Annotated in this window: 20 protein-coding genes; 7 read left to right on the top strand and 13 right to left on the bottom strand. The window is 69.0% G+C overall.

Going from position 1 to position 17,658, the window contains the following annotated elements:
* Positions 1-211: 211 nt before the first annotated feature.
* Positions 212-460, bottom strand: a complete 249-nt coding sequence (locus HQN59_RS17760) for a hypothetical protein (RefSeq protein ID WP_176070449.1) — start codon at positions 458-460, stop codon at positions 212-214.
* Positions 461-499: 39 nt separating this feature from the next.
* On the opposite strand from HQN59_RS17760, the gene HQN59_RS17765 reads away from it, so the two are divergent.
* Entirely contained in the window at positions 500-703 is a 204-nt protein-coding gene (locus tag HQN59_RS17765) for an excisionase (RefSeq protein ID WP_176070450.1), read from the top strand.
* A 59-nt stretch (positions 704-762) separates the two neighbouring features.
* Here the strand turns inward: HQN59_RS17765 and HQN59_RS17770 are convergent, their stop codons facing one another.
* The 7 genes from HQN59_RS17770 to HQN59_RS17800 form a co-directional block, all read right to left on the bottom strand.
* The gene (locus tag HQN59_RS17770; protein ID WP_176070451.1) at positions 763-1,110 is read right to left on the bottom strand and encodes a hypothetical protein; all 348 of its coding nucleotides are present in this window, start codon (positions 1,108-1,110) and stop codon (positions 763-765) included.
* 17 nt (positions 1,111-1,127) lie between these two features.
* Positions 1,128-1,415 carry a BrnT family toxin gene (locus HQN59_RS17775; RefSeq protein WP_176070452.1) on the bottom strand — a complete coding sequence of 96 codons (288 nt, stop codon included), beginning with the start codon at positions 1,413-1,415 and terminating at the stop codon, positions 1,128-1,130.
* A gap of 352 nt (positions 1,416-1,767) precedes the next feature.
* Positions 1,768-2,991 (bottom strand): VWA domain-containing protein, encoded by a 1,224-nt coding sequence (locus HQN59_RS17780; protein WP_176070453.1) that lies wholly within the window; start codon positions 2,989-2,991, stop codon positions 1,768-1,770.
* The gene (locus tag HQN59_RS17785) at positions 2,988-3,947 is read right to left on the bottom strand and encodes an AAA family ATPase (protein ID WP_176070454.1); all 960 of its coding nucleotides are present in this window, start codon (positions 3,945-3,947) and stop codon (positions 2,988-2,990) included. The genes HQN59_RS17780 and HQN59_RS17785 overlap by 4 nt, the downstream gene beginning before the upstream one ends.
* A 59-nt stretch (positions 3,948-4,006) precedes the next feature.
* Positions 4,007-4,801 (bottom strand): FAD binding domain-containing protein, encoded by a 795-nt coding sequence (locus HQN59_RS17790; protein WP_176070455.1) that lies wholly within the window; start codon positions 4,799-4,801, stop codon positions 4,007-4,009.
* A gap of 11 nt (positions 4,802-4,812) precedes the next feature.
* Positions 4,813-7,191, bottom strand: a complete 2,379-nt coding sequence (locus HQN59_RS17795) for a xanthine dehydrogenase family protein molybdopterin-binding subunit (RefSeq protein WP_176070456.1) — start codon at positions 7,189-7,191, stop codon at positions 4,813-4,815.
* Between the two features lie 58 nt (positions 7,192-7,249).
* Positions 7,250-7,741 (bottom strand): (2Fe-2S)-binding protein, encoded by a 492-nt coding sequence (locus HQN59_RS17800; protein WP_342451239.1) that lies wholly within the window; start codon positions 7,739-7,741, stop codon positions 7,250-7,252.
* Positions 7,742-7,915: 174 nt separating this feature from the next.
* Here HQN59_RS17800 and HQN59_RS17805 point away from each other — a divergent pair, with 174 nt between their 5' ends.
* The 3 genes from HQN59_RS17805 to clpA all read left to right on the top strand — a co-directional run bounded on the left by HQN59_RS17805 (position 7,916) and on the right by clpA (position 11,034).
* The gene (locus HQN59_RS17805; RefSeq protein ID WP_176070458.1) at positions 7,916-8,113 is read left to right on the top strand and encodes a hypothetical protein; all 198 of its coding nucleotides are present in this window, start codon (positions 7,916-7,918) and stop codon (positions 8,111-8,113) included.
* A gap of 264 nt (positions 8,114-8,377) precedes the next feature.
* Positions 8,378-8,734, top strand: a complete 357-nt coding sequence (gene clpS / locus HQN59_RS17810; RefSeq protein WP_176070459.1) for an ATP-dependent Clp protease adapter ClpS — start codon at positions 8,378-8,380, stop codon at positions 8,732-8,734.
* Positions 8,731-11,034 (top strand): ATP-dependent Clp protease ATP-binding subunit ClpA, encoded by a 2,304-nt coding sequence (clpA, locus tag HQN59_RS17815; protein ID WP_176070460.1) that lies wholly within the window; start codon positions 8,731-8,733, stop codon positions 11,032-11,034. Before clpS ends, clpA begins: the two co-directional genes overlap by 4 nt.
* A 74-nt stretch (positions 11,035-11,108) precedes the next feature.
* Here clpA and HQN59_RS17820 read toward each other — a convergent pair whose 3' ends face one another.
* The 5 genes from HQN59_RS17820 to HQN59_RS17840 are packed head-to-tail and all read right to left on the bottom strand — an operon-like array spanning position 11,109 to position 14,336.
* Positions 11,109-11,885 (bottom strand): M90 family metallopeptidase, encoded by a 777-nt coding sequence (locus HQN59_RS17820; protein ID WP_176070461.1) that lies wholly within the window; start codon positions 11,883-11,885, stop codon positions 11,109-11,111.
* The gene (locus HQN59_RS17825; RefSeq protein ID WP_176070462.1) at positions 11,882-12,661 is read right to left on the bottom strand and encodes a UDP-2,3-diacylglucosamine diphosphatase; all 780 of its coding nucleotides are present in this window, start codon (positions 12,659-12,661) and stop codon (positions 11,882-11,884) included. The genes HQN59_RS17820 and HQN59_RS17825 overlap by 4 nt, the downstream gene beginning before the upstream one ends.
* Positions 12,662-12,704: 43 nt before the next feature.
* Positions 12,705-13,208 (bottom strand): peptidylprolyl isomerase, encoded by a 504-nt coding sequence (locus tag HQN59_RS17830; RefSeq protein WP_176070463.1) that lies wholly within the window; start codon positions 13,206-13,208, stop codon positions 12,705-12,707.
* A 1-nt stretch (position 13,209) separates the two neighbouring features.
* Positions 13,210-13,767 carry a peptidylprolyl isomerase gene (locus HQN59_RS17835; RefSeq protein WP_176070464.1) on the bottom strand — a complete coding sequence of 186 codons (558 nt, stop codon included), beginning with the start codon at positions 13,765-13,767 and terminating at the stop codon, positions 13,210-13,212.
* 35 nt (positions 13,768-13,802) lie between these two features.
* A complete protein-coding gene (locus HQN59_RS17840; RefSeq protein WP_176070465.1) occupies positions 13,803-14,336 on the bottom strand; it encodes a tetratricopeptide repeat protein in 534 nt (177 codons plus the stop codon).
* A gap of 209 nt (positions 14,337-14,545) precedes the next feature.
* Here HQN59_RS17840 and cysS point away from each other — a divergent pair, with 209 nt between their 5' ends.
* The 3 genes from cysS to HQN59_RS17855 are packed head-to-tail and all read left to right on the top strand — an operon-like array spanning position 14,546 to position 17,657.
* Entirely contained in the window at positions 14,546-15,967 is a 1,422-nt protein-coding gene (gene cysS / locus HQN59_RS17845) for a cysteine--tRNA ligase (protein ID WP_176070466.1), read from the top strand.
* Positions 15,964-16,623, top strand: coding sequence for a DNA-3-methyladenine glycosylase family protein (locus tag HQN59_RS17850; protein WP_176070467.1), 660 nt, complete (start codon positions 15,964-15,966; stop codon positions 16,621-16,623). The genes cysS and HQN59_RS17850 overlap by 4 nt, the downstream gene beginning before the upstream one ends.
* Before the next feature lie 50 nt (positions 16,624-16,673).
* Positions 16,674-17,657, top strand: a complete 984-nt coding sequence (locus HQN59_RS17855; RefSeq protein WP_176070468.1) for an acetyl-CoA carboxylase carboxyltransferase subunit alpha — start codon at positions 16,674-16,676, stop codon at positions 17,655-17,657.
* The last annotated feature ends 1 nt before the right edge of the window (position 17,658 follow it).

Consider the following 17,658-nt stretch of genomic DNA (forward strand, 5'->3'; position numbering starts at 1 on the left):
GCGGGCTCGTACGAGTTGCCCCTTGTCGCCCCGAAGGTCCGCCTGGAGCTTCGCCACAAGGTCGCGCGATTCCTCGACTGCGCGCTGCGCGTCAGCTAGAAGCCTGTCGACATGAGCCATGGCCCGAGCCTATCGCGAGCGGCCTGTGGCGGCATGGGCTGGTCGTGCAGCCCGCGTGGGGTGGAGTCCAACTCCACCCCACGGCTCCGGCTCAGGCTGGTTTGGCCCACCGCGGCTGAGCGGGCTTCACTTTTGGCCGCGGTGCCTCCGGCATCTTTCCAAACGTCCCGCTGCAGACAGCCTGGTAGTGCGCCCGCTCGAGGATGACGCCAGCGGGCCCCCGTCGCGCGCGCCAGAAGCCCTGCCGGTGCAGCTCCGTCAGAACCTTGGCCGGCTGCGTGTAACCGGTGATCTGCCGTAGCTCGTCATCGCTGAGAATGATCTCGCGGAGGTAGTTCATGCTTCGTACGAGATGAGCCAAGTGCAGCATACGCCCCCTATGGTGACCGTCCCGGCAGCACGGTACGTCACCATCGAGCTCGCGTCGACGCTGACCGGCTACACGCCGAGCGCCATGCGCACGAAGATCAGCCGCGGCGTCTGGCTTGAAGGCCGAGAGTGGGTGCGCGCGCCCGACGGACACGTGCTGATCGACATGCGGGGCTACGAGAGGTGGGTGTACAGCGCGCAGCCAAAGCGCTAGCGTATCGCCCCATACAGGCGTGAAAAAGCCGCCCGAAGGCGGCTGATGACAGGTAAGGGCTAGGCCGCCCGCTTCATCTCCGGCGGATTTGGGTTCTCTTCCGCCTCAGTCTGGCGCTGCGTCTCGACAGCGCCGATAAGCATCTGCTTCAGTTCGCCTTCAGCCCATCGGCAAATGGCGTCCCGCATCAGGGGCTGGTAGCCGACACCGTGCATCTTGGCCAGTGCCTTGTACGTTTGAATCGTGCTCCGCGGCAAGCGAATCGAAATCGCTTGCAAGCCCATTGCATCCTCAATCTCCTGCTCCAGCTCGGCCGACACGCGCTTCGCGTGAGCGTCGTCGCCCCCAAGCGGGCCATTCTCCCAAGCTTCGGCGGTTCCTTGGATCAATGTCCTATCCTTCTTCATTTCGGCGCTCCTCTGTTTTACCTACCCAGCCGGTTGTACCGGTCGATCTTTTCCGGGGTGGGTTCGAATGCAGACTTGAGGTACATGTTGCGTTCGCGATACACGAAGACGACCTGGAGGAGACGGTCTCTGTTCGTGGGCGCTATGAACCACAAGGTGGGTGGGTCGGTCTGACAATCCTCGCGATCGTCGATGAGAAACGTTCCGCACTTGTTCTCGAAGCACTGCTCGACCTCCCTGACGGAGACTTGGTGCTTCTCTCTGAGCTTGGCGATGATCGCCGCGGACACGACCAAACCCTTCATGCGAGGCATTGTATATACAGATCGCTAGCGCTGCGCCTAGGGCCTTTCCTACCAATTGTGGGGTGGTGTGACTGATTGCCCATCCCTAGCAGTACGGCGCTCCGGGGCCATGATTGGGGCCATGAGACCGCGCCTTGGCGACACAAACCCGTGCCTACGCCCGGTGATCGGCGCGGAAAGCAGGTGATGATCGAACATGTGAGGCGCGGCGGCGAGCCGCTGCCCGCCCGCGTGCAGAGCCCGTCCTTTGTGACGGGCTTTTTTCTTCCCGCGCACGCGATGAAGTGCCGACGTTCGGCAGGCCCGGATGGGTCGGACCGCTCACGGGCGTGCGCCGCCTCGGGGGTACGGCTCAGGCCGCGCGCGGCCGTGGTGACATTCGGCCGCGGCTCGCTCCGCGGCGCCCCGGAAGGTTCGGCCCGCGCAGCGCGCGCCCCAGGTCTTCGAGGCTCGCGAGGTTGTGGACGGGCAGGAACCGGTCGACGTGCGGTAGCAGGGCGCGCACACCGGCGGCGCGCGGCTCGAAGCCGTCGTAGCGCAGCAGCGGGTTGAGCCAGACGATCTCGGCCGCGAAGCGGCGCAGCTGCGCCGCTGCGCTCGCGAGGTCGCCGTGCTCGTCGCGGTCGAGGCCGTCGGTGACCAGGATCAGCGCGGCGCTCGAGCCGAGGAGGCGCCGCGCCCAATGCCGGTTGAAGTCGTCGAGGCACGAGGCGATGCGGGTGCCGCCTTTCCAGTCCGGCACCTGCGCGTCGGCGCGCTGCAGCGCAAGGTCGGGGTCGCGGCCGCGCAGCGCACGCGTCACGTTGGTCAGACGCGTTCCGAACGTGAGCGTGTGGACCTGGTGGTGGCGCCGCGTGAGGCCGTGGGCCCAGTGCAGCAGCACGCGTGCGTAGCGCTCCATCGAACCCGAGATGTCGATCAGCAGCACCAAGGCCGGCGTCTCGCGGCGCGGCCGCGTGGTCGCGGGTTCCAGCGTCGACGGGTCGCGCGCCATGCGCTGCAGCGTCGCGCGCAGGTCGATGCGACCGCGCGGGGCGGCCTCGTGGCGCCGCCGCTGCACCTCGGCGACCGGCATCGGCACCTCCTCGACGAGGCGCCGCGCGGCCGCGAACTCGGTGGCGGTCATCGTCTCGAAGTCGGCGCGCTGCAGGCGTTCGCGGTCCGAGAACGTGATGCTGGCGTCGAGGCTCGACGTCTCCTCCCGCGGGCGCTCCGCGGTCGCTGGACGCGGCCCGCTCAGCGCCTCGGCGAGGCGGTTGGAGCGTGGCGTTCGATCGCGCGATCCGGCGCGAGCGGTGACCTCCGGGAGCAGCTCGGCGAGCACGCGCTCGAGCAGCTTGGGGTCGCGCCAGAACGCGTCGAAAAGCGCGTCGAAGATCGGCTGCTGCTCGTGGCTGTCGAGCATGACGGCGGCGAGCGCGGCGTGCACGTCGCCGCGCCGTTCGACGCCGACCTGCTCGAGCGCGTCGAGCGCGGCGATCACGCGGTCGGGCCCGACCGGCAGGGCGGCGCGGCGCAGCACGCGCGCGAAGTGGACGACGTTGGCGCCGAAGACGCCGTGCGGGATCGTGCTCACGCCGGCGCGCCGGCCTCGCCGCCCGCGATGCCGAGCGCGCGCAGTTCGGCGAGCAGGCGCGCGGCGTCGCCGCCCTGCAGGCGCTCGATGTCGTCGCGGTGCTTGAGCAGCACGCCGAGCGTGTCGTGGAGCGACGCCGGGTCGAGCGCGAGCGTGTTGAGCGCGACCAGCGCGTTGAGCCAGTCGATCGTCTCGGCGATGCCCGGCGGCTTGAAAAGGTCGAGCCCGCGCGCGCGCTGCACGAACTCGACGACCTGCCGGTACAGCCGCTCCGACGCGCCCGGCGCGCGGATGCGCACGATCTCGAGCTCGCGCTCGACGCTCGGGAAGTCGACCCAGTGGTAGAGGCACCGGCGCTTGAGCGCGTCGTGGATCTCGCGCGTGCGGTTGCTCGTGATGATCGCGAGCGGCGCGGCCGCAGGATCGGCGCGCACGGTGCCGAGCTCGGGAATCGTGAGCTGGTTCTCCGCCAGCACCTCGAGCAGGAACGCGTCGAACGGCTCGTCGGCGCGGTCGAGCTCGTCGAGCAGCAGTACCGGCGAGCGGTCCTGCGTCAGCGCCTGCAGCAGCGGCCGCTCGATCAGCATGCGGCGCGCGTAGAGCCTCTCGGCGAGGCGCTCCTTGGATGCCGCATCGCTCACCGCGTGCGCCGCCTCGGCGAGCCGGATCTCGATCATCTGACGCGCGACGTTCCACTCGTACGCGGTCTGCGCGATGTCGAGCCCCTCGTAGCACTGCACGCGCAGCAGTCGGGTCGCAAGGCCGCGCGCCAGCGCCTTGGCGAGCTCGGTCTTGCCGACGCCCGGCTCGCCCTCAAGGAAGAGCGGCCGCCGAAGGCGCAGGCTCAGGAAGACGGCGGTCGCGAGGCGCCGGTCGGCGACGTAGTTCTCGGCCGCGAGCAAGGCGAGAACCGCGTCGACGGACTCGGGTGCGGGCGGCGGGCTCGGCGGGGTCATGGACGCGCGAATTCGTGGTCGCGCCGGTGGGTGCCGGCGCGGCGGTCGGATGCCGGACCCTAGCGCGCGAGCGCGGCCTCGACCGCGCGTGCCGCGATCACGCTGATCAGCGCGGCGCGGTACTCGGCCGAGCCGTGCAGGTCGCCGTTGATGTCGTCGGCCGGCATCCGCACCGCCCTGGCCGCCTCGGGCGTGAAGCTCTGTGCCAGCGCCTGCTCGATCGGGGTCGCGCGGAACACCGCCGACTTGGCGCCGGTGACCGCGACGCGCACGCCGCTCGCGGTCCGCGCGACGAACACGCCGATCAGCGCGAAGCGCGACGCCGGCTGCTTGAACTTCACGTACGCCGCGGTGCGCACCGCCGGGAAGCTGATCGAGGTGATCAGCTCGCCGGGCTCGAGCGCGGTCTCGAAGAGGCCGAGGAAGAACTGCTCGGCGCCGATGTCGCGGCGATCGGTGTGGATGGTCGCGTCAAGCGCGAGCACCGCGCTCGGGTAGCACGCCGCCGAGTCGGCGTTGGCGACCGAGCCGCCGATGGTGCCCATGTTGCGCACCATCGGGTCCCCGATCTGCCCGGCGAGCTCGGCGAGCGCCGGGAGCACCCGCTGCACGTCGGCCGAGCGTGCCACCTCGGCATGGCGTGCCATCGCGCCGATCGTCACGCCGCGTTCGTCGGCGCGGATTGCGCGCAGCTCCTCGACCGCGCCGAGGTCGACGAGGCGCGTCGACGACGCGAGGCGCAGCCGCATCGCCTGCACGAGGCTCTGCCCGCCGGCGAGATAACGGGTGTCTTCGCCGGCGGCGGCGACGGCATCGGCGCGGCTCGTCGGGCGCTGGTATTCGAATCCGTACATGGCCGGCTCCCTCAGGCGACGCGGTTGGCCGCGCGCCACACGCGCTCGGGCGTTGCGGGCATGGCGATCGAGTCGACGCCGAGGGCGTCGGTGAGGGCGTTGATGAACGCCGGGGGCGAGCCGATCGCGCCGGCTTCGCCGCAGCCCTTCACGCCCAGCGGGTTGTGGCTGCACGGCGTGACGGTGGTCGACACGTCGAAACTGGGCAGGTCCATCGCGCGCGGCATGGCGTAGTCCATGTACGAGCCGGTGAGCAGCTGACCCGAGGACGCGTCGTAGGTGCAGGCCTCGAACATGGCCTGACCGAGGCCCTGGGCGATGCCGCCCTGCACCTGGCCCTCGACGATCATCGGGTTGACGACGTTGCCGAAGTCGTCGACCGCGGTGAAGCGCTCGACCGTGGTCTTGCCGGTCTCCGGGTCGACCTCGACCTCGCAGATGTAGGTGCCCGATGGGTACGTGAAGTTGCCCGGGTCGTAGAACGCGTTCTCGTTGAGGCCGGGCTCGAGCTTGTCGAGCGGGTAGTTGTGCGGCACGTAGGCGGTGAGCGAGACGTTGCCCCACGCGACCTTCTTGTCGGTGCCGGCGACCTTGAACTCGCCGTTCTCGAACTCGATGTCGGTGTCGGCAGCCTCGAGCAGGTGCGCGGCGATCTTCTTGCCTTTGGCGATCACCTTGTCGACCGCCTTGACGATCGCGCTGCCGCCGACCGCGAGCGAGCGGCTGCCGTAGGTGCCCATCCCGAACGGCACCCGGCCGGTGTCGCCGTGCACGATCTCGACGTTCTCGACCGGGATGCCGAGGCGGCCCGCGACGACCTGCGCGAACGTCGTCTCGTGCCCTTGGCCGTGGCTGTGCGAGCCGGTGAACACGGTCACCGTGCCGGTCGGGTGCACGCGCACCTCGCCGGCCTCGAAGAGGCCCGCGCGCGCCCCGAGCGCGCCGGCGACGTTCGACGGCGCGAGGCCGCACGCCTCGATGTAGCACGAGTAGCCGAGACCGCGCTTCCTGCCGCGCGCCTCGGACTCGGCGCGGCGCGCCGCGAAACCGGCGACGTCGGCACGTGCGATCGCCTTGTCGAGGTGCGCCGCGTAGTTGCCGACGTCGTAGGTCAGGCCTACCGGCGTGACGTGCGGGAACTCGGTGATGAAGTTGCGCCGGCGCAGCTCGGCCGGGTCGATCTTCAGCTCGCGCGCCGCCTGCTCGACGATCCGCTCGACGACGAAGGTCGCCTCCGGGCGCCCGGCGCCACGGTAGGCGTCGACCGGCGCGGTGTTGGTGAACACCGCCTTCACCTCGGCGTAGATCGCCGGCGTCCTGTACTGGCCGGCGAGCAGGGTGGCGTAGAGGATGGTCGGCACGCTCGACGCGAAGGTCGAGAGGTAGGCGCCCATGTTGGCGACGGTCCTCACGCGCAGCGCCAGGAAGTTGCCGTCGGCGTCGGTCGCGAGCTCGGCCTTCGTGACGTGATCGCGGCCGTGCGCGTCGGTGAGGAACGCCTCGCTGCGGTCGGAAGTCCACTTGATCGGCCGACCGACGCGCTTGCTCGCCCAGACGAGCGCGGTCTCCTCGGGGTAGAGGAAGATCTTCGAGCCGAAGCCGCCGCCGACGTCGGGCGCGATCACGCGCACTTTCGATTCGGACAGGCCGAGCACGAAGGCGCACATCAGCAGTCGTTCGACGTGCGGGTTCTGGTTGGCGACGTACAGCGTGTAGCTGTCGTCGTGGCGGCTGTAGACCGCGTTGGCCGCGCGCGGCTCCATCGCGTTCGGGATCAGCCGGTTGTTGACGATGTCGAGCGTCGTCACGTGGGTGGCGCGTGCGAATGCCGCGTCGACCGCGGCGGCGTCGCCGTGGCCCCAGTCGTAGCAGACATTGCCGGGCACGTCGTCGTGCACCGACGCCTCGGCGTCGGCGGCGCTGGCGAGGTCGACCACCGCCGGCAGGTCCTCGTAGTCGACCTCGATCAGCTCGGCGGCGTCGCGCGCCTGGAGGTAGCTCTCGGCCACCACCAGAGCGACCTGGTCGCCGACGTGGCGCACCTTGCCCTGCGCGAGGACCGGGTGCGCCGGCTCCTTCATGGGCGTGCCGTCCTTGCTGTGGATCAGCCAGCCGCAGGGCAGGCCGCCGACCTTCGCCTCGGCGAGGTCGGCGCCGGTGAAGATGGCGAGCACGCCGGGCGCGGCCCTGGCCGCGTCGAGACGGATCGCGCCGATGCGCGCGTGCGCGAACGGCGAGCGCAGGAAGACACCGTAGGTCTGACCATGCAGCATCACGTCGTCGGTGTACTGTGCCGCGCCGGTGAGGTAGCGCTGGTCCTCGCGCCGGCGTACCGGCTGCCCGATCGGGCTCTGCAGGGTGTCGACGGGGGGATTGGAGAGGTCGCTCATCGCACGATCCTCCGCGCGGTGCGCTCCAGGACGAGCGCTTGGAAGCGGCTCGGCGCGCTCATGCGTGGCTCTCCGCGGCGGCGGCCGGCTGGCGCGCCTGGCAGAAGCGGATCGACTTGACGATGTTCTGGTAGCCGGTGCAGCGGCAGATGTTGCCGTCGAGACCCTCGCGGATGGCGTGCTCGTCGGCGTCGGGATGGTCCGCGAGGAGCTGCACCGCCGACATCACCATGCCCGGCGTGCAGAACCCGCACTGCAGGCCGTGACACTCGCGGAAGGCCTCCTGCATCGGGTGCAGCGAGCCCGCCGGCGCGAGCCCCTCGATCGTGGTGACGGCGCCGCCGCTCGCCTGCACGGCAAGGATGGAGCACGACTTGATGGCACGACCATCGAGGTGCACGGTGCACGCGCCACACTGCGCCGTGTCGCAGCCGACGTGGGTGCCGGTCAATCGCAGGTGGTCACGAATGAACTGCACCAGCAGGGTGCGAGCGTCGATGCTCGCCTCGACCGCACGGCCGTTGACGGTCAGGGACAGGGGAACGTTCACGCGGGGGCTCCTTCGAGGGCTGGCCAGACGCACGCCGCGGAGGCCGACCCGATTCATTGTTCGAGGATGTACCGGCGCGCCGAGCATGGGCTTTCCCTAATGCAGGGCGGGTGCGGCGGGATAACCTCGTCCGCGAAGGCCGGGTTGCCGGCGAACCAGCGAGGAGACTCCGCCATGAACGATTCATCGACGCCGCCCGCTGATCGGGCGGCAGACGCCCAGCGCGACACCCTGATGGACGCGCAGCGCAAGGCCAGCGAGCAGCAGCCCGGCAGCTTCAAGGACGAGGCGGTCACCGACAAGGTGGTCGAGATCCCGCCGCGCCCGAAGGACGAGAAGCCGATCGAGGGCTTGGACCCCGAATCGCCATGAGCGCGCCGGCGGCAGCCTCACGCGGTGCAGTGGCGCCGGACTTGCATGCCCGCCCCGGCGGCCCCAACTTCGAGCGGAACGCGCTTGCGGCTCACGACTGACGTCAGCCTGATGGAAGACCGACGGCCGATCGCACCGGCGTTCCCCCGCTCATCCCCTGAACCGACGACCGGCGGTGTCGCACGCGGTTTGCCCTTGTGAAATAGTCGTGCAGTGCTATATGCCCTACCAGGTCCTGGAAAGATCGTCTCGATAGAATGAAACATGCCCACCGATAAGCCGCCGCCGCCAGCGCAACCGCCTGCGCGGCCGGCTCGCGACGACGGTCAGGGCGCCGTCGTCGCCGAGAGACAGGCGGCCAAGACGGAGCCGCCACGGATGTACCAGGTGGTCCTGCTGAACGACGACTACACGCCGATGGAGTTTGTCGTCATGGTTCTGCAGGAGTATTTCGGACGTGATCTCGAAACCGCGACGCAGATCATGTTGAAGATCCACCACGACGGTCGCGGGGTCTGCGGTGTCTACAGCAAGGACATCGCCGCGACCAAGGTGGAACTGGTGCTGACCGCCGCCCGGCGTGGCGGTCACCCGCTGCAATGCATTATGGAGTCCGCATGATTGCGCAAGAACTAGAGGTCAGTCTGCACATGGCGTTCGTGGAAGCACGCCAGCAGCGCCATGAATTCATCACCGTCGAGCACCTGCTGATGGCGCTGCTCGACAATCCTTCCGCTTCCGAGGTGCTGCGGGCGTGCTCGGCGAACGTCGACGACCTTCGCAAGAGCCTGCTCGGCTTCATCAAGGAAAACACGCCCACGGTGGGCGGCGCCGACGAGGTCGACACGCAGCCGACGCTGGGTTTCCAGCGCGTGATCCAGCGCGCGATCATGCACGTGCAGTCCACCGGCAGCGGCAAGAAGGAAGTCACCGGCGCCAACGTGCTGGTCGCGATCTTCGGCGAGAAGGATTCGCATGCCGTCTACTACCTGCACCAGCAGGGCGTGACGCGTCTCGACGTGGTCAACTTCATCGCCCACGGCATCAAGAAGAGCGATGCCCCGGAGCCCGCCAAGCCCGGCGAGAGCCCGGCGTCGAGCGACGGCGACAAGGAAGAAGGCGACGGCAAGGGATCGCCGCTCGACCAGTTCACGCAAAACCTCAACCAGATGGCGCGCGACGGCAAGATCGATCCGCTGATCGGTCGCGAGCACGAGGTCGAGCGCGTGATCCAGGTGCTGTGCCGCCGGCGCAAGAACAACCCGCTGCTGGTCGGCGAGGCCGGGGTCGGCAAGACCGCCATCGCCGAGGGTCTGGCGTGGCGCATCACGCAGGGCGACGTGCCCGAGGTCCTGGCGAACTCGGTGGTCTATTCGCTCGACATGGGCGCGCTGCTCGCCGGCACGAAGTACCGCGGTGACTTCGAGCAGCGCCTCAAGGGCGTGCTGAAGGCGCTCCGCGACCAGCCGGACGCGATCCTCTTCATCGACGAGATCCACACGCTGATCGGCGCCGGCGCCGCTTCGGGCGGCACGCTCGACGCGAGCAACCTGCTCAAGCCCGCGCTCAGCTCGGGCCAGATCAAGTGCATCGGCGCCACCACGTTCAGCGAGTACCGCGGCATCTTCGAGAAGGACGCGGCGCTGTCGCGGCGTTTCCAGAAGGTCGACGTGATCGAGCCATCGGTCGAGCAGACCGTCGAGATCCTCAAGGGGCTCAAGACCCGCTTCGAGGAGCACCACAGCGTCAAGTACGCCACGGGGGCGCTGCAGGCGGCGGCCGAGCTGTCGGCCAAGTACATCAACGACCGTCATCTGCCCGACAAGGCGATCGACGTGATTGACGAGGCCGGCGCGGCGCAGCGGATCCTGCCCAAGAACAAGCAGAAGAAGACCATCACGCGCTCCGAGGTGGAAGAGATCGTCGCGAAGATCGCGCGCATTCCGCCCGCCAGCGTGTCGACCGACGACCGCTCGAAGCTGCGCACGCTCGACCGCGACCTCAACAGCGTGGTGTTCGGCCAGGAGCCGGCGATCGAGGCGCTCGCCGCCGCGATCAAGATGGCGCGCTCGGGTCTGGGCCGTCCCGACAAGCCGATCGGCTCGTTCCTGTTCTCGGGTCCGACCGGGGTCGGCAAGACCGAAGTCGCCAAGCAGCTTGCATACATCCTCGGCATCGAGCTGATCCGCTTCGACATGTCGGAGTACATGGAGCGCCATGCGGTCAGCCGTCTGATCGGTGCGCCGCCGGGCTACGTCGGCTTCGACCAGGGCGGCCTCCTGACCGAGGCGGTCTCGAAGAAGCCGCACGCGGTGCTGCTGCTCGACGAGATCGAGAAGGCGCACCCGGACGTCTTCAACGTGCTGCTGCAGGTCATGGACCACGGCACGCTGACCGACAACAACGGGCGCAAGGCCGACTTCCGCAGCGTGATCATCGTCATGACCACGAATGCGGGCGCCGAGGCGATGAGCAAGTCGACGATCGGCTTCACGAACTCGCGCGAGCAGGGCGACGAGATGGCCGACATCAAGCGTCTGTTCACGCCGGAGTTCCGCAACCGTCTCGACGCGATCGTGAGCTTCAAGGCGCTCGACGAGGAGATCATCCTGCGCGTGGTCGACAAGTTCCTGCTGCAGCTCGAGAGCCAGCTCGGCGAGAAGAAGGTCGAGGTCACGTTCACCGATGGCCTGCGCAAGCAGCTCGCCAAGAAGGGGTTCGATCCGCTGATGGGCGCGCGGCCGATGCAGCGCCTGATCCAGGACACGATCCGTCGTGCCTTGGCCGACGAGCTCCTGTTCGGGCGGCTCGTCGAGGGCGGTCGCCTCACGGTCGACGTCGACGAGGACGGCAAGCCGTCGCTCGACATCACGCCGGCCAAGAAGAGCGACAAGCCGAAGGCCGAGCCCGCGACCGCCTGACGCGGCACGGGACACGAGAGAAAGGGGGGCTTCGGCTCCCCCTTTTTTTGTCGTGCGGCGTGGCTTCGCAGTGCTTAAGCGAGCGTGAGCGCCGGATCCTGCCGGAACACCTCGCGCAGCAAGTTGTAGAGCTTCGGCCGCTCGATCTGCAGCGCGCGCGGCGCGACGAAGAAGGCCTCGGCCGCGACGGCGAAGAACTCCTCGACCGCTTCCCCGGCATACGGGTCGAGCAGGCTCTCGTCACGGCGGATCAGACCGACGCAGAACGCGTCGTATTCGTCGACGAGCGCCTGCAGCCAGGCGCCGCGGGCGCCGTCGCGGCGATGCTCGTGCGCACCTTCGGTAAGGCCGCCGTGCATGTCGAGCACGTGGGCGAACTCGTGCACCACCACGTTGTAGGCCTCGGCCGAGGTCGTGCCGGCATCGGCGACGTCGCTCCAGGCGAGCATGACGGGCCCGCCGTGCATCGCCTCGCCGCTCAGCTCCTCGTCGTATTCGTGCACGACGCCGATGTCGTCGGCGTGCTCGCGACGCGCCAGCACCGGGTCGGCATGGACGACGATGCCGACAAAGCCGTCGTAGCGTTGCAGGCCGAGCTCGAGCACCGGCAGGCACGCCTGCGCGGAGATCGCGACGGCCATCGCGTCGGTCACGACGAGTCCGCCGGCGCCGCTGAACTCCTTGGCGGCCAGGAAGAGCGTCGCGAGCTCGCGCAGGCGCGCGCGCTCGTCGGCGCGCCGGCCGGCCAGGAACGGGTACTGCTCGAGCGTCGCCTGCCAGAGCGCGTCGGGAATGGCGCGGGTCGCGAGGATGCGCTTGCGGCGCCACTGGCGCCACCAGCCGAGGCTCAAGATGCCGCGAGGTCGCCGCGCGCCGGCGCCATGCGCAGCAGACCCGAGGCCTGCCAGCGCAGCACCTCGGCGCGGGGCCTGGACGCGTGGTCGAGCTCCCAGTCCGTGAGCACGTGACGCGTGAGCCCGGGCGCGAGCTCGCTGCTGCCGGGACGGTGCGTATGGCCGTGGATCAGCGTCGCGACGCCCGCGTCACGCATCAGCGTGACCGTCGCGGCTACGTCGAGGTCCACGAACGGCTGCTCGTCGGTCTCGACGCGACGCTGCTCGCTCGCATGGCGCGTCGCCCGTCCGATCGCCAGACGCTCGGCGAGCGGGCGCTCGAGGAATGCTTGCTGCTGCGCCGGGTCGCGCACCAGCGCGCGAAAGCGCTGGTAGTCGTGGTCGTCGAGGCAGAGCGCATCGCCGTGGGTGACGAGGAGGGCGGCGTCGAAGGCCACCATGCGGGTCGGATCGGCGAGTTCGACCATCCCGCTCGCCGACAGCATGTCCGGGCCGACCAGGAAGTCGCGGTTGCCGGCCATGAAGCCGACCACGCGCTGCCGCGCGGCGGCGCGCAGCACGTCGACGCACGCGGCCTCGAAAGGTGCCTCGCGCATGTCGTCGCCGACCCACGCCTCGAACAGGTCGCCGAGGATGAACACCGCGTCCGCATCGGTGTGCCGCATGTGGTCGGACCACGCGTCGAACGTGCGTGGCGTATCGGACGAGAGGTGCAGGTCGCTGATGAAGTCGACCGCGTGCCAGTCGGCGGGGGCGACGAACTCGGCGATCATGCGCGACGCCCGCGGCCGGTGTGCTGCAGCCGCGACGCCGCGGTCAGGAGACGACGCGCGCGCTGGTGATGACGACGTCCTCGACCGGCACGTCACCGTGGCCGCCGCGGCTGCCGGTCTTCACCTGCTGGATCTCGTCGACCACCTCGGCGCCTTCCACGACCTTGCCGAACACCGCGTAGCCCCAGCCCGACGGCGTCGGCGACTTGTGGTTCAGGAAGGCGTTGTCGGCCGAGTTGATGAAGAACTGCGCGCTCGCCGAATGCGGGTCGGACGTGCGCGCCATCGCGACCGTGTAGCGATCGTTCTTGAGGCCGTTGTTGGCCTCGTTGTTGATCGTGCCGCGCGTCGCCTTCTGCTTCATGCCCGCCTCGAAGCCGCCGCCCTGGATCATGAAGTCCTTGATGACGCGGTGGAAGACAGTACCGTCGTAGTGGCCGCTCTCGACGTTGGCGATGAAGTTGCGCGTGGTCTCGGGCGCCTTCTCCTCGTCGAGCTCGATCCGGATGGTGCCCTTGTTGGTCTGCAGTTCGACTTGCTTGCCCATGTCACTTCTCCACGGTGGCTGATTTGATGATCATCGGGGTGAGCGGCACGTCGCCCGGGCCGGTGGGGGTGGCGCGGATCTTGTCCACCACGTCCATGCCCGAGACGACCTTGCCGAACACGGCGTAGCCGTTGCCGTCCGGCGACTGCTCGGCGTTCAGGAAGGCGTTGTCCTTCACGTTGATGAAGAACTGCGCGGTCGCCGAGTTGGGGTCGCGGGTGCGCGCCATCGCGACGCTGCCGCGCACATTGGTCAGACCGTTGCGCGCCTCGAGCGCGATCGGCGCGCGGGTCGGCTTCTGACGCAGGTCGGGCGTCATGCCGCCGCCCTGGATCATGAAGTTTTCGATGACGCGGTGAAACACCGTGCCGTCGTAGTGACCGGACTTCACGTAGCCGAGGAAGTTCTCGACCGTCTTGGGCGCCTTCTGCGCGTCGAGCTCGATCACGATGTCGCCCGCCGTCGTGGCCAGCTTGACCTTCTGCGCGAGCGCCGGCGACGCGATCGCCGCACCGGCGAGCGCGCATGCCGCGGCCACCCACTTGAAACCACGTGTCATCGATGAAACTCCTGTTCGTCTGGTTCGTTGATGGTTCAGCCCGGCGCGCGCGGCGCAGGCGGGCTCGCCGGCTTCGCGAGCTGCCGCACCAGCGCGAGCTTGGGCGGCACGCCGGTGTTGCGCGGCTCGAGGCGCAGCGCCTCGGCGTACGCCTGGGCCGCGAGCATGGCGTAGACGTCGCCGAGGTTCTCGCGCGCCGCCGCATAGCCCGGGTTCACACGCAGGGCTTCTTCCAGCGCGGCGCGGGCGCGCGCATAGTCGCCGCCCGCCGCGTAGAGCGAGGCCAGGTTGTTGTACGGCTCGGCGAGCTCGGGATAGTCTTCGTTGAGGCCCTGCAGCAGCGCGATCGCCTCCGGCGAACGGCCCAGGTCGGCCAGCACGTTGGCCTTGGCGAAGCGCAGCCGCGCATCCTTCGGGTTCTGGGCGAGCAGGCGGTCGGCGAGCGTGAGCGCAGCGTCGGGGTGACCGGCCCGGTTCAAGCGGTTGACCTCGTCCAGGTCGTTGGCCTGGGCGGCCCCAATGCACGCCGCGAGCAGCACGCAACCGAGCAGCGACCTCGTTGGCGTCATGGGCGATACACGGGCTGCAAGGCGGGTTCGAGGGTGGCGCGGCGGCGATGAGCCATCGGCCCGACCGCCCCCGCTATACTGATTTCATTGTAGGGCAGGCCCCTCCGGCGACGCGCCGATCGGGTGCCGACGCCCCTGCCGCCGGCAGCCGCCGCGCGCTTCCCCTTGACCCAGTGCTTGCAGCCTGAATAGATCGCGCCGTTCGGCTCATGACACTTCGCATTCACAACACGCTCACGCGCACCACCGAGCCGTTCACGTCGCTGCGGCCGCACGAGGTGGGCATGTACGTCTGCGGCATCACCGTGTACGACCTCTGCCACATGGGTCATGCACGGTTCCTGATGGCGTTCGACATCGCCGTCCGCTGGCTGAGGACGCTGGGCTATCGCGTCACCTACGTCCGCAACATCACGGACATCGACGACAAGATCATCAGGCGTGCGCTCGAGCGCGGCATGTCGATCCGGGCGCTGGCCGACGAGATGACGGCGGCGATGCACGAGGACATCGCCGCGCTCGGCATCGAGCCGCCCACGGTCGAGCCACGCGCCACCGAGCACGTGCCCGCCATGCTGCAGATGATCGGCACGCTCGAGGCCAAGGGCCTCGCGTACCGCTCGTCGAACGGCGACGTCAACTTCGCGGTGCGCAAGTTCCCCGGCTACGGCAAGCTTTCGGGCAAGTCGATCGATCAGCTGCGCGCCGGCGAGCGCGTCGCGACGCTCGACGGCAAGGAAGACCCGCTCGACTTCGTGCTCTGGAAGGCCGCCAAGGACGACGAGCCCGACGACGCCAAGTGGGACAGCCCGTTCGGTCGCGGCCGGCCGGGCTGGCACATCGAGTGCTCGGCCATGTGCAAGGCGCTGCTCGGCGATCACTTCGACATCCACGGCGGCGGCCAGGACCTGCAGTTCCCGCATCACGAGAACGAGATCGCACAGAGCGAGGGCGCGAGCGGCACCCGCTTCGCCAACGTGTGGATGCACAACGGTCTGCTCAATCTGGGCGACGAGAAGATGTCGAAGTCGCTCGGCAACTTCTTCACCATTCGGGACGTCCTGCGCCACTGCGACGGCGAGACGCTGCGCTTCTTCCTGCTGCGCACGCACTACCGCAGCCCGTTCAACTTCAGCGCCGCCAACATCGACGATGCGCGGCACGCGCTGCGCCGCCTCTACACCGCGCTCGATGGCGCGGCCGACCTGCCCGACCCCGGCGGCGCTGCAGCGGGGCAGGGCATCGACTGGAGCGAGCCGCGGGCCGCCGAGTTCCGGGCGGCGATGAACGACGACTTCAACACGCCGCAGGCGCTCGCGGTGCTGTTCGAGCTCGCGGGCGAGCTGAACCGCGAGCCTTCGGTCGCGACGGCGCAGCTGCTGCGCGGACTCGGTGCGACGCTCGGCGTGCTGCAGCAGGTTCCACGCGCGTACCTGCAGACCGCGACGTCGTCGCAGGCGGCCGCTGAAGCCGCCCTCGACGAGCAGGCGATCGCCGAACGCATCGAGGCGCGTGCCGCGGCCAAGCGCGAGCGTGACTTCACGCGTGCCGATGCGATTCGCGCCGAGCTCGCCGCGCAGGGCATCGTCCTCCAGGATTCGCCACGTGGCACCACGTGGATGCGCGCATGACCGACAGCGACCTCGGCGGCGTACCGCAGAGCGCGCCCTATTGGGACGACGCCTGCAAGCACCTCGCCAAGCGCGACCGCGTCATGCGCAAGCTGATCCCGAAGTTCGGGCAAGGGCGCCTGCAGAGCCGCGGCGATGCCTTCACGACGCTCGCCCGTTCGATCGTGGGCCAGCAGATCTCGGTAAAGGCCGCGCAGTCGGTGTGGGACCGCTTTCTTGCGCTCACCACCAACGGATCGTCGCGCCTGATGCCGGCCGACGTGCTGGCGCTCGACGCGCCGCAGATCCGTGCTGCGGGCCTGTCGGCGCGCAAGGTCGAGTACCTGTGCGACCTCGCGCAGCATTTCCAGTCCGGCGCCGTGCACGTCGGCCAGTGGCAGGAGATGGACGACGAGGCCATCATCGAGGAACTCGTGGCGATTCGCGGCATCGGGCGCTGGACCGCCGAGATGTTCCTGATCTTCCACCTGATGCGGCCGAACGTGCTGCCGCTCGACGACGTCGGGCTGATCAAGGGAATCAGCCTCAACTACTTCAGTGGCGAGCCGGTGTCCCGCGCCGAGGCCCGCGAGGTCGGCGACGCCTGGTCGCCGTTCCGCTCGGTCGCGACCTGGTACATCTGGCGCAGCCTCGACCCTCTGCCGGTCGACTACTGACGAGCCGCGTCCCGGCCCAGCTTGCCGGGCGTGTGCCTGACGGAGACACGATGAGCAAACGACACTTCCTCGACTTCGAACAGCCGGTCGCCGAACTCGAATCGAAGATCGAGGAGCTCCGCTATGTGCAGAACGAGTCCGCGGTCGACATCTCGGACGAGATCGACCGCCTCAGCAAGAAGAGCCTGCTGCTGACGAAGGACATCTACGCGGGGCTCACGCCCTGGCAGGTGACGCAGATCGCGCGTCATCCGCAGCGGCCCTACACGCTCGACTACGTGAGCGAGATCTTCACCGACTTCCAGGAACTGCACGGCGACCGCGCGTTCGCCGACGACCTGTCGATCGTCGGCGGGCTGGCGCGCTTCAACGGGCAGGCCTGCATGGTGCTCGGCCACCAGAAGGGCCGCGACACCAAGGAGCGGGGCCTGCGCAATTTCGGCATGTCGCGCCCCGAGGGCTACCGCAAGGCGCTGCGCCTGATGAAGCTGGCCGAGAAGTTCAGCCTGCCGGTGTTCAGCTTCGTCGACACGCCCGGGGCCTATCCGGGCATCGGCGCCGAGGAGCGCGGCCAGTCGGAAGCGATCGGCCGCAACATCTTCGAGATGGCGCAGCTCGAGGTGCCGATCATCGTCACCATCATCGGCGAGGGCGGCTCGGGCGGCGCGCTCGCCCTCAGCGTCGGCGACCAGGTGCTGATGCTGCAGTACTCGATCTACTCGGTGATCTCGCCCGAAGGCTGCGCCTCGATCCTCTGGAAGACCGCCGAGCGCGCGTCGGAGGCTGCCGAGGCGCTCGGCATCACCGCGCATCGCCTCAAGGCGCTCGGCCTCGTCGACAAGATCGTCAACGAGCCGGTCGGCGGCGCCCACCGCGACATGCCGCAGATGGCCGCGTTCCTGAAGCGCGCACTCAACGACGCGCTGCGCCAGGTGAGCGACCTGCCGATCCGCGACCTCATGCAGCGGCGCTACGACCGCCTGCAGTCGTACGGCCGCTTCAACGACACGACCGAGACCAGCGTGCGGCCGTGAC

The organism is Rhizobacter koreensis (genome assembly GCF_013366375.1).
In the GTDB taxonomy this organism is placed as follows: Bacteria; Pseudomonadota; Gammaproteobacteria; order Burkholderiales; family Burkholderiaceae_C; genus Schlegelella_A; species Schlegelella_A koreensis.

Bases quoted from the DNA above. Each gene is read 5' to 3' on its own strand.
- HQN59_RS17790 (WP_176070455.1), bottom strand. From the start codon at position 4,801: ATGTACGGATTCGAATACCAGCGCCCGACGAGCCGCGCCGATGCCGTC.
- HQN59_RS17850 (WP_176070467.1), top strand. From the start codon at position 15,964: ATGACCGACAGCGACCTCGGCGGCGTACCGCAGAGCGCGCCCTATTGG.
- HQN59_RS17825 (WP_176070462.1), bottom strand. From the start codon at position 12,661: ATGATCGCCGAGTTCGTCGCCCCCGCCGACTGGCACGCGGTCGACTTC.
- HQN59_RS17835 (WP_176070464.1), bottom strand. From the start codon at position 13,767: ATGACACGTGGTTTCAAGTGGGTGGCCGCGGCATGCGCGCTCGCCGGT.
- HQN59_RS17840 (WP_176070465.1), bottom strand. From the start codon at position 14,336: ATGACGCCAACGAGGTCGCTGCTCGGTTGCGTGCTGCTCGCGGCGTGC.
- HQN59_RS17765 (WP_176070450.1), top strand. From the start codon at position 500: ATGGTGACCGTCCCGGCAGCACGGTACGTCACCATCGAGCTCGCGTCG.
- HQN59_RS17770 (WP_176070451.1), bottom strand. From the start codon at position 1,110: ATGAAGAAGGATAGGACATTGATCCAAGGAACCGCCGAAGCTTGGGAG.
- HQN59_RS17805 (WP_176070458.1), top strand. From the start codon at position 7,916: ATGAACGATTCATCGACGCCGCCCGCTGATCGGGCGGCAGACGCCCAG.
- clpA (WP_176070460.1), top strand. From the start codon at position 8,731: ATGATTGCGCAAGAACTAGAGGTCAGTCTGCACATGGCGTTCGTGGAA.
- HQN59_RS17775 (WP_176070452.1), bottom strand. From the start codon at position 1,415: ATGAAGGGTTTGGTCGTGTCCGCGGCGATCATCGCCAAGCTCAGAGAG.
- clpS (WP_176070459.1), top strand. From the start codon at position 8,378: ATGCCCACCGATAAGCCGCCGCCGCCAGCGCAACCGCCTGCGCGGCCG.
- HQN59_RS17785 (WP_176070454.1), bottom strand. From the start codon at position 3,947: ATGACCCCGCCGAGCCCGCCGCCCGCACCCGAGTCCGTCGACGCGGTT.
- cysS (WP_176070466.1), top strand. From the start codon at position 14,546: ATGACACTTCGCATTCACAACACGCTCACGCGCACCACCGAGCCGTTC.
- HQN59_RS17830 (WP_176070463.1), bottom strand. From the start codon at position 13,208: ATGGGCAAGCAAGTCGAACTGCAGACCAACAAGGGCACCATCCGGATC.
- HQN59_RS17795 (WP_176070456.1), bottom strand. From the start codon at position 7,191: ATGAGCGACCTCTCCAATCCCCCCGTCGACACCCTGCAGAGCCCGATC.
- HQN59_RS17760 (WP_176070449.1), bottom strand. From the start codon at position 460: ATGAACTACCTCCGCGAGATCATTCTCAGCGATGACGAGCTACGGCAG.
- HQN59_RS17855 (WP_176070468.1), top strand. From the start codon at position 16,674: ATGAGCAAACGACACTTCCTCGACTTCGAACAGCCGGTCGCCGAACTC.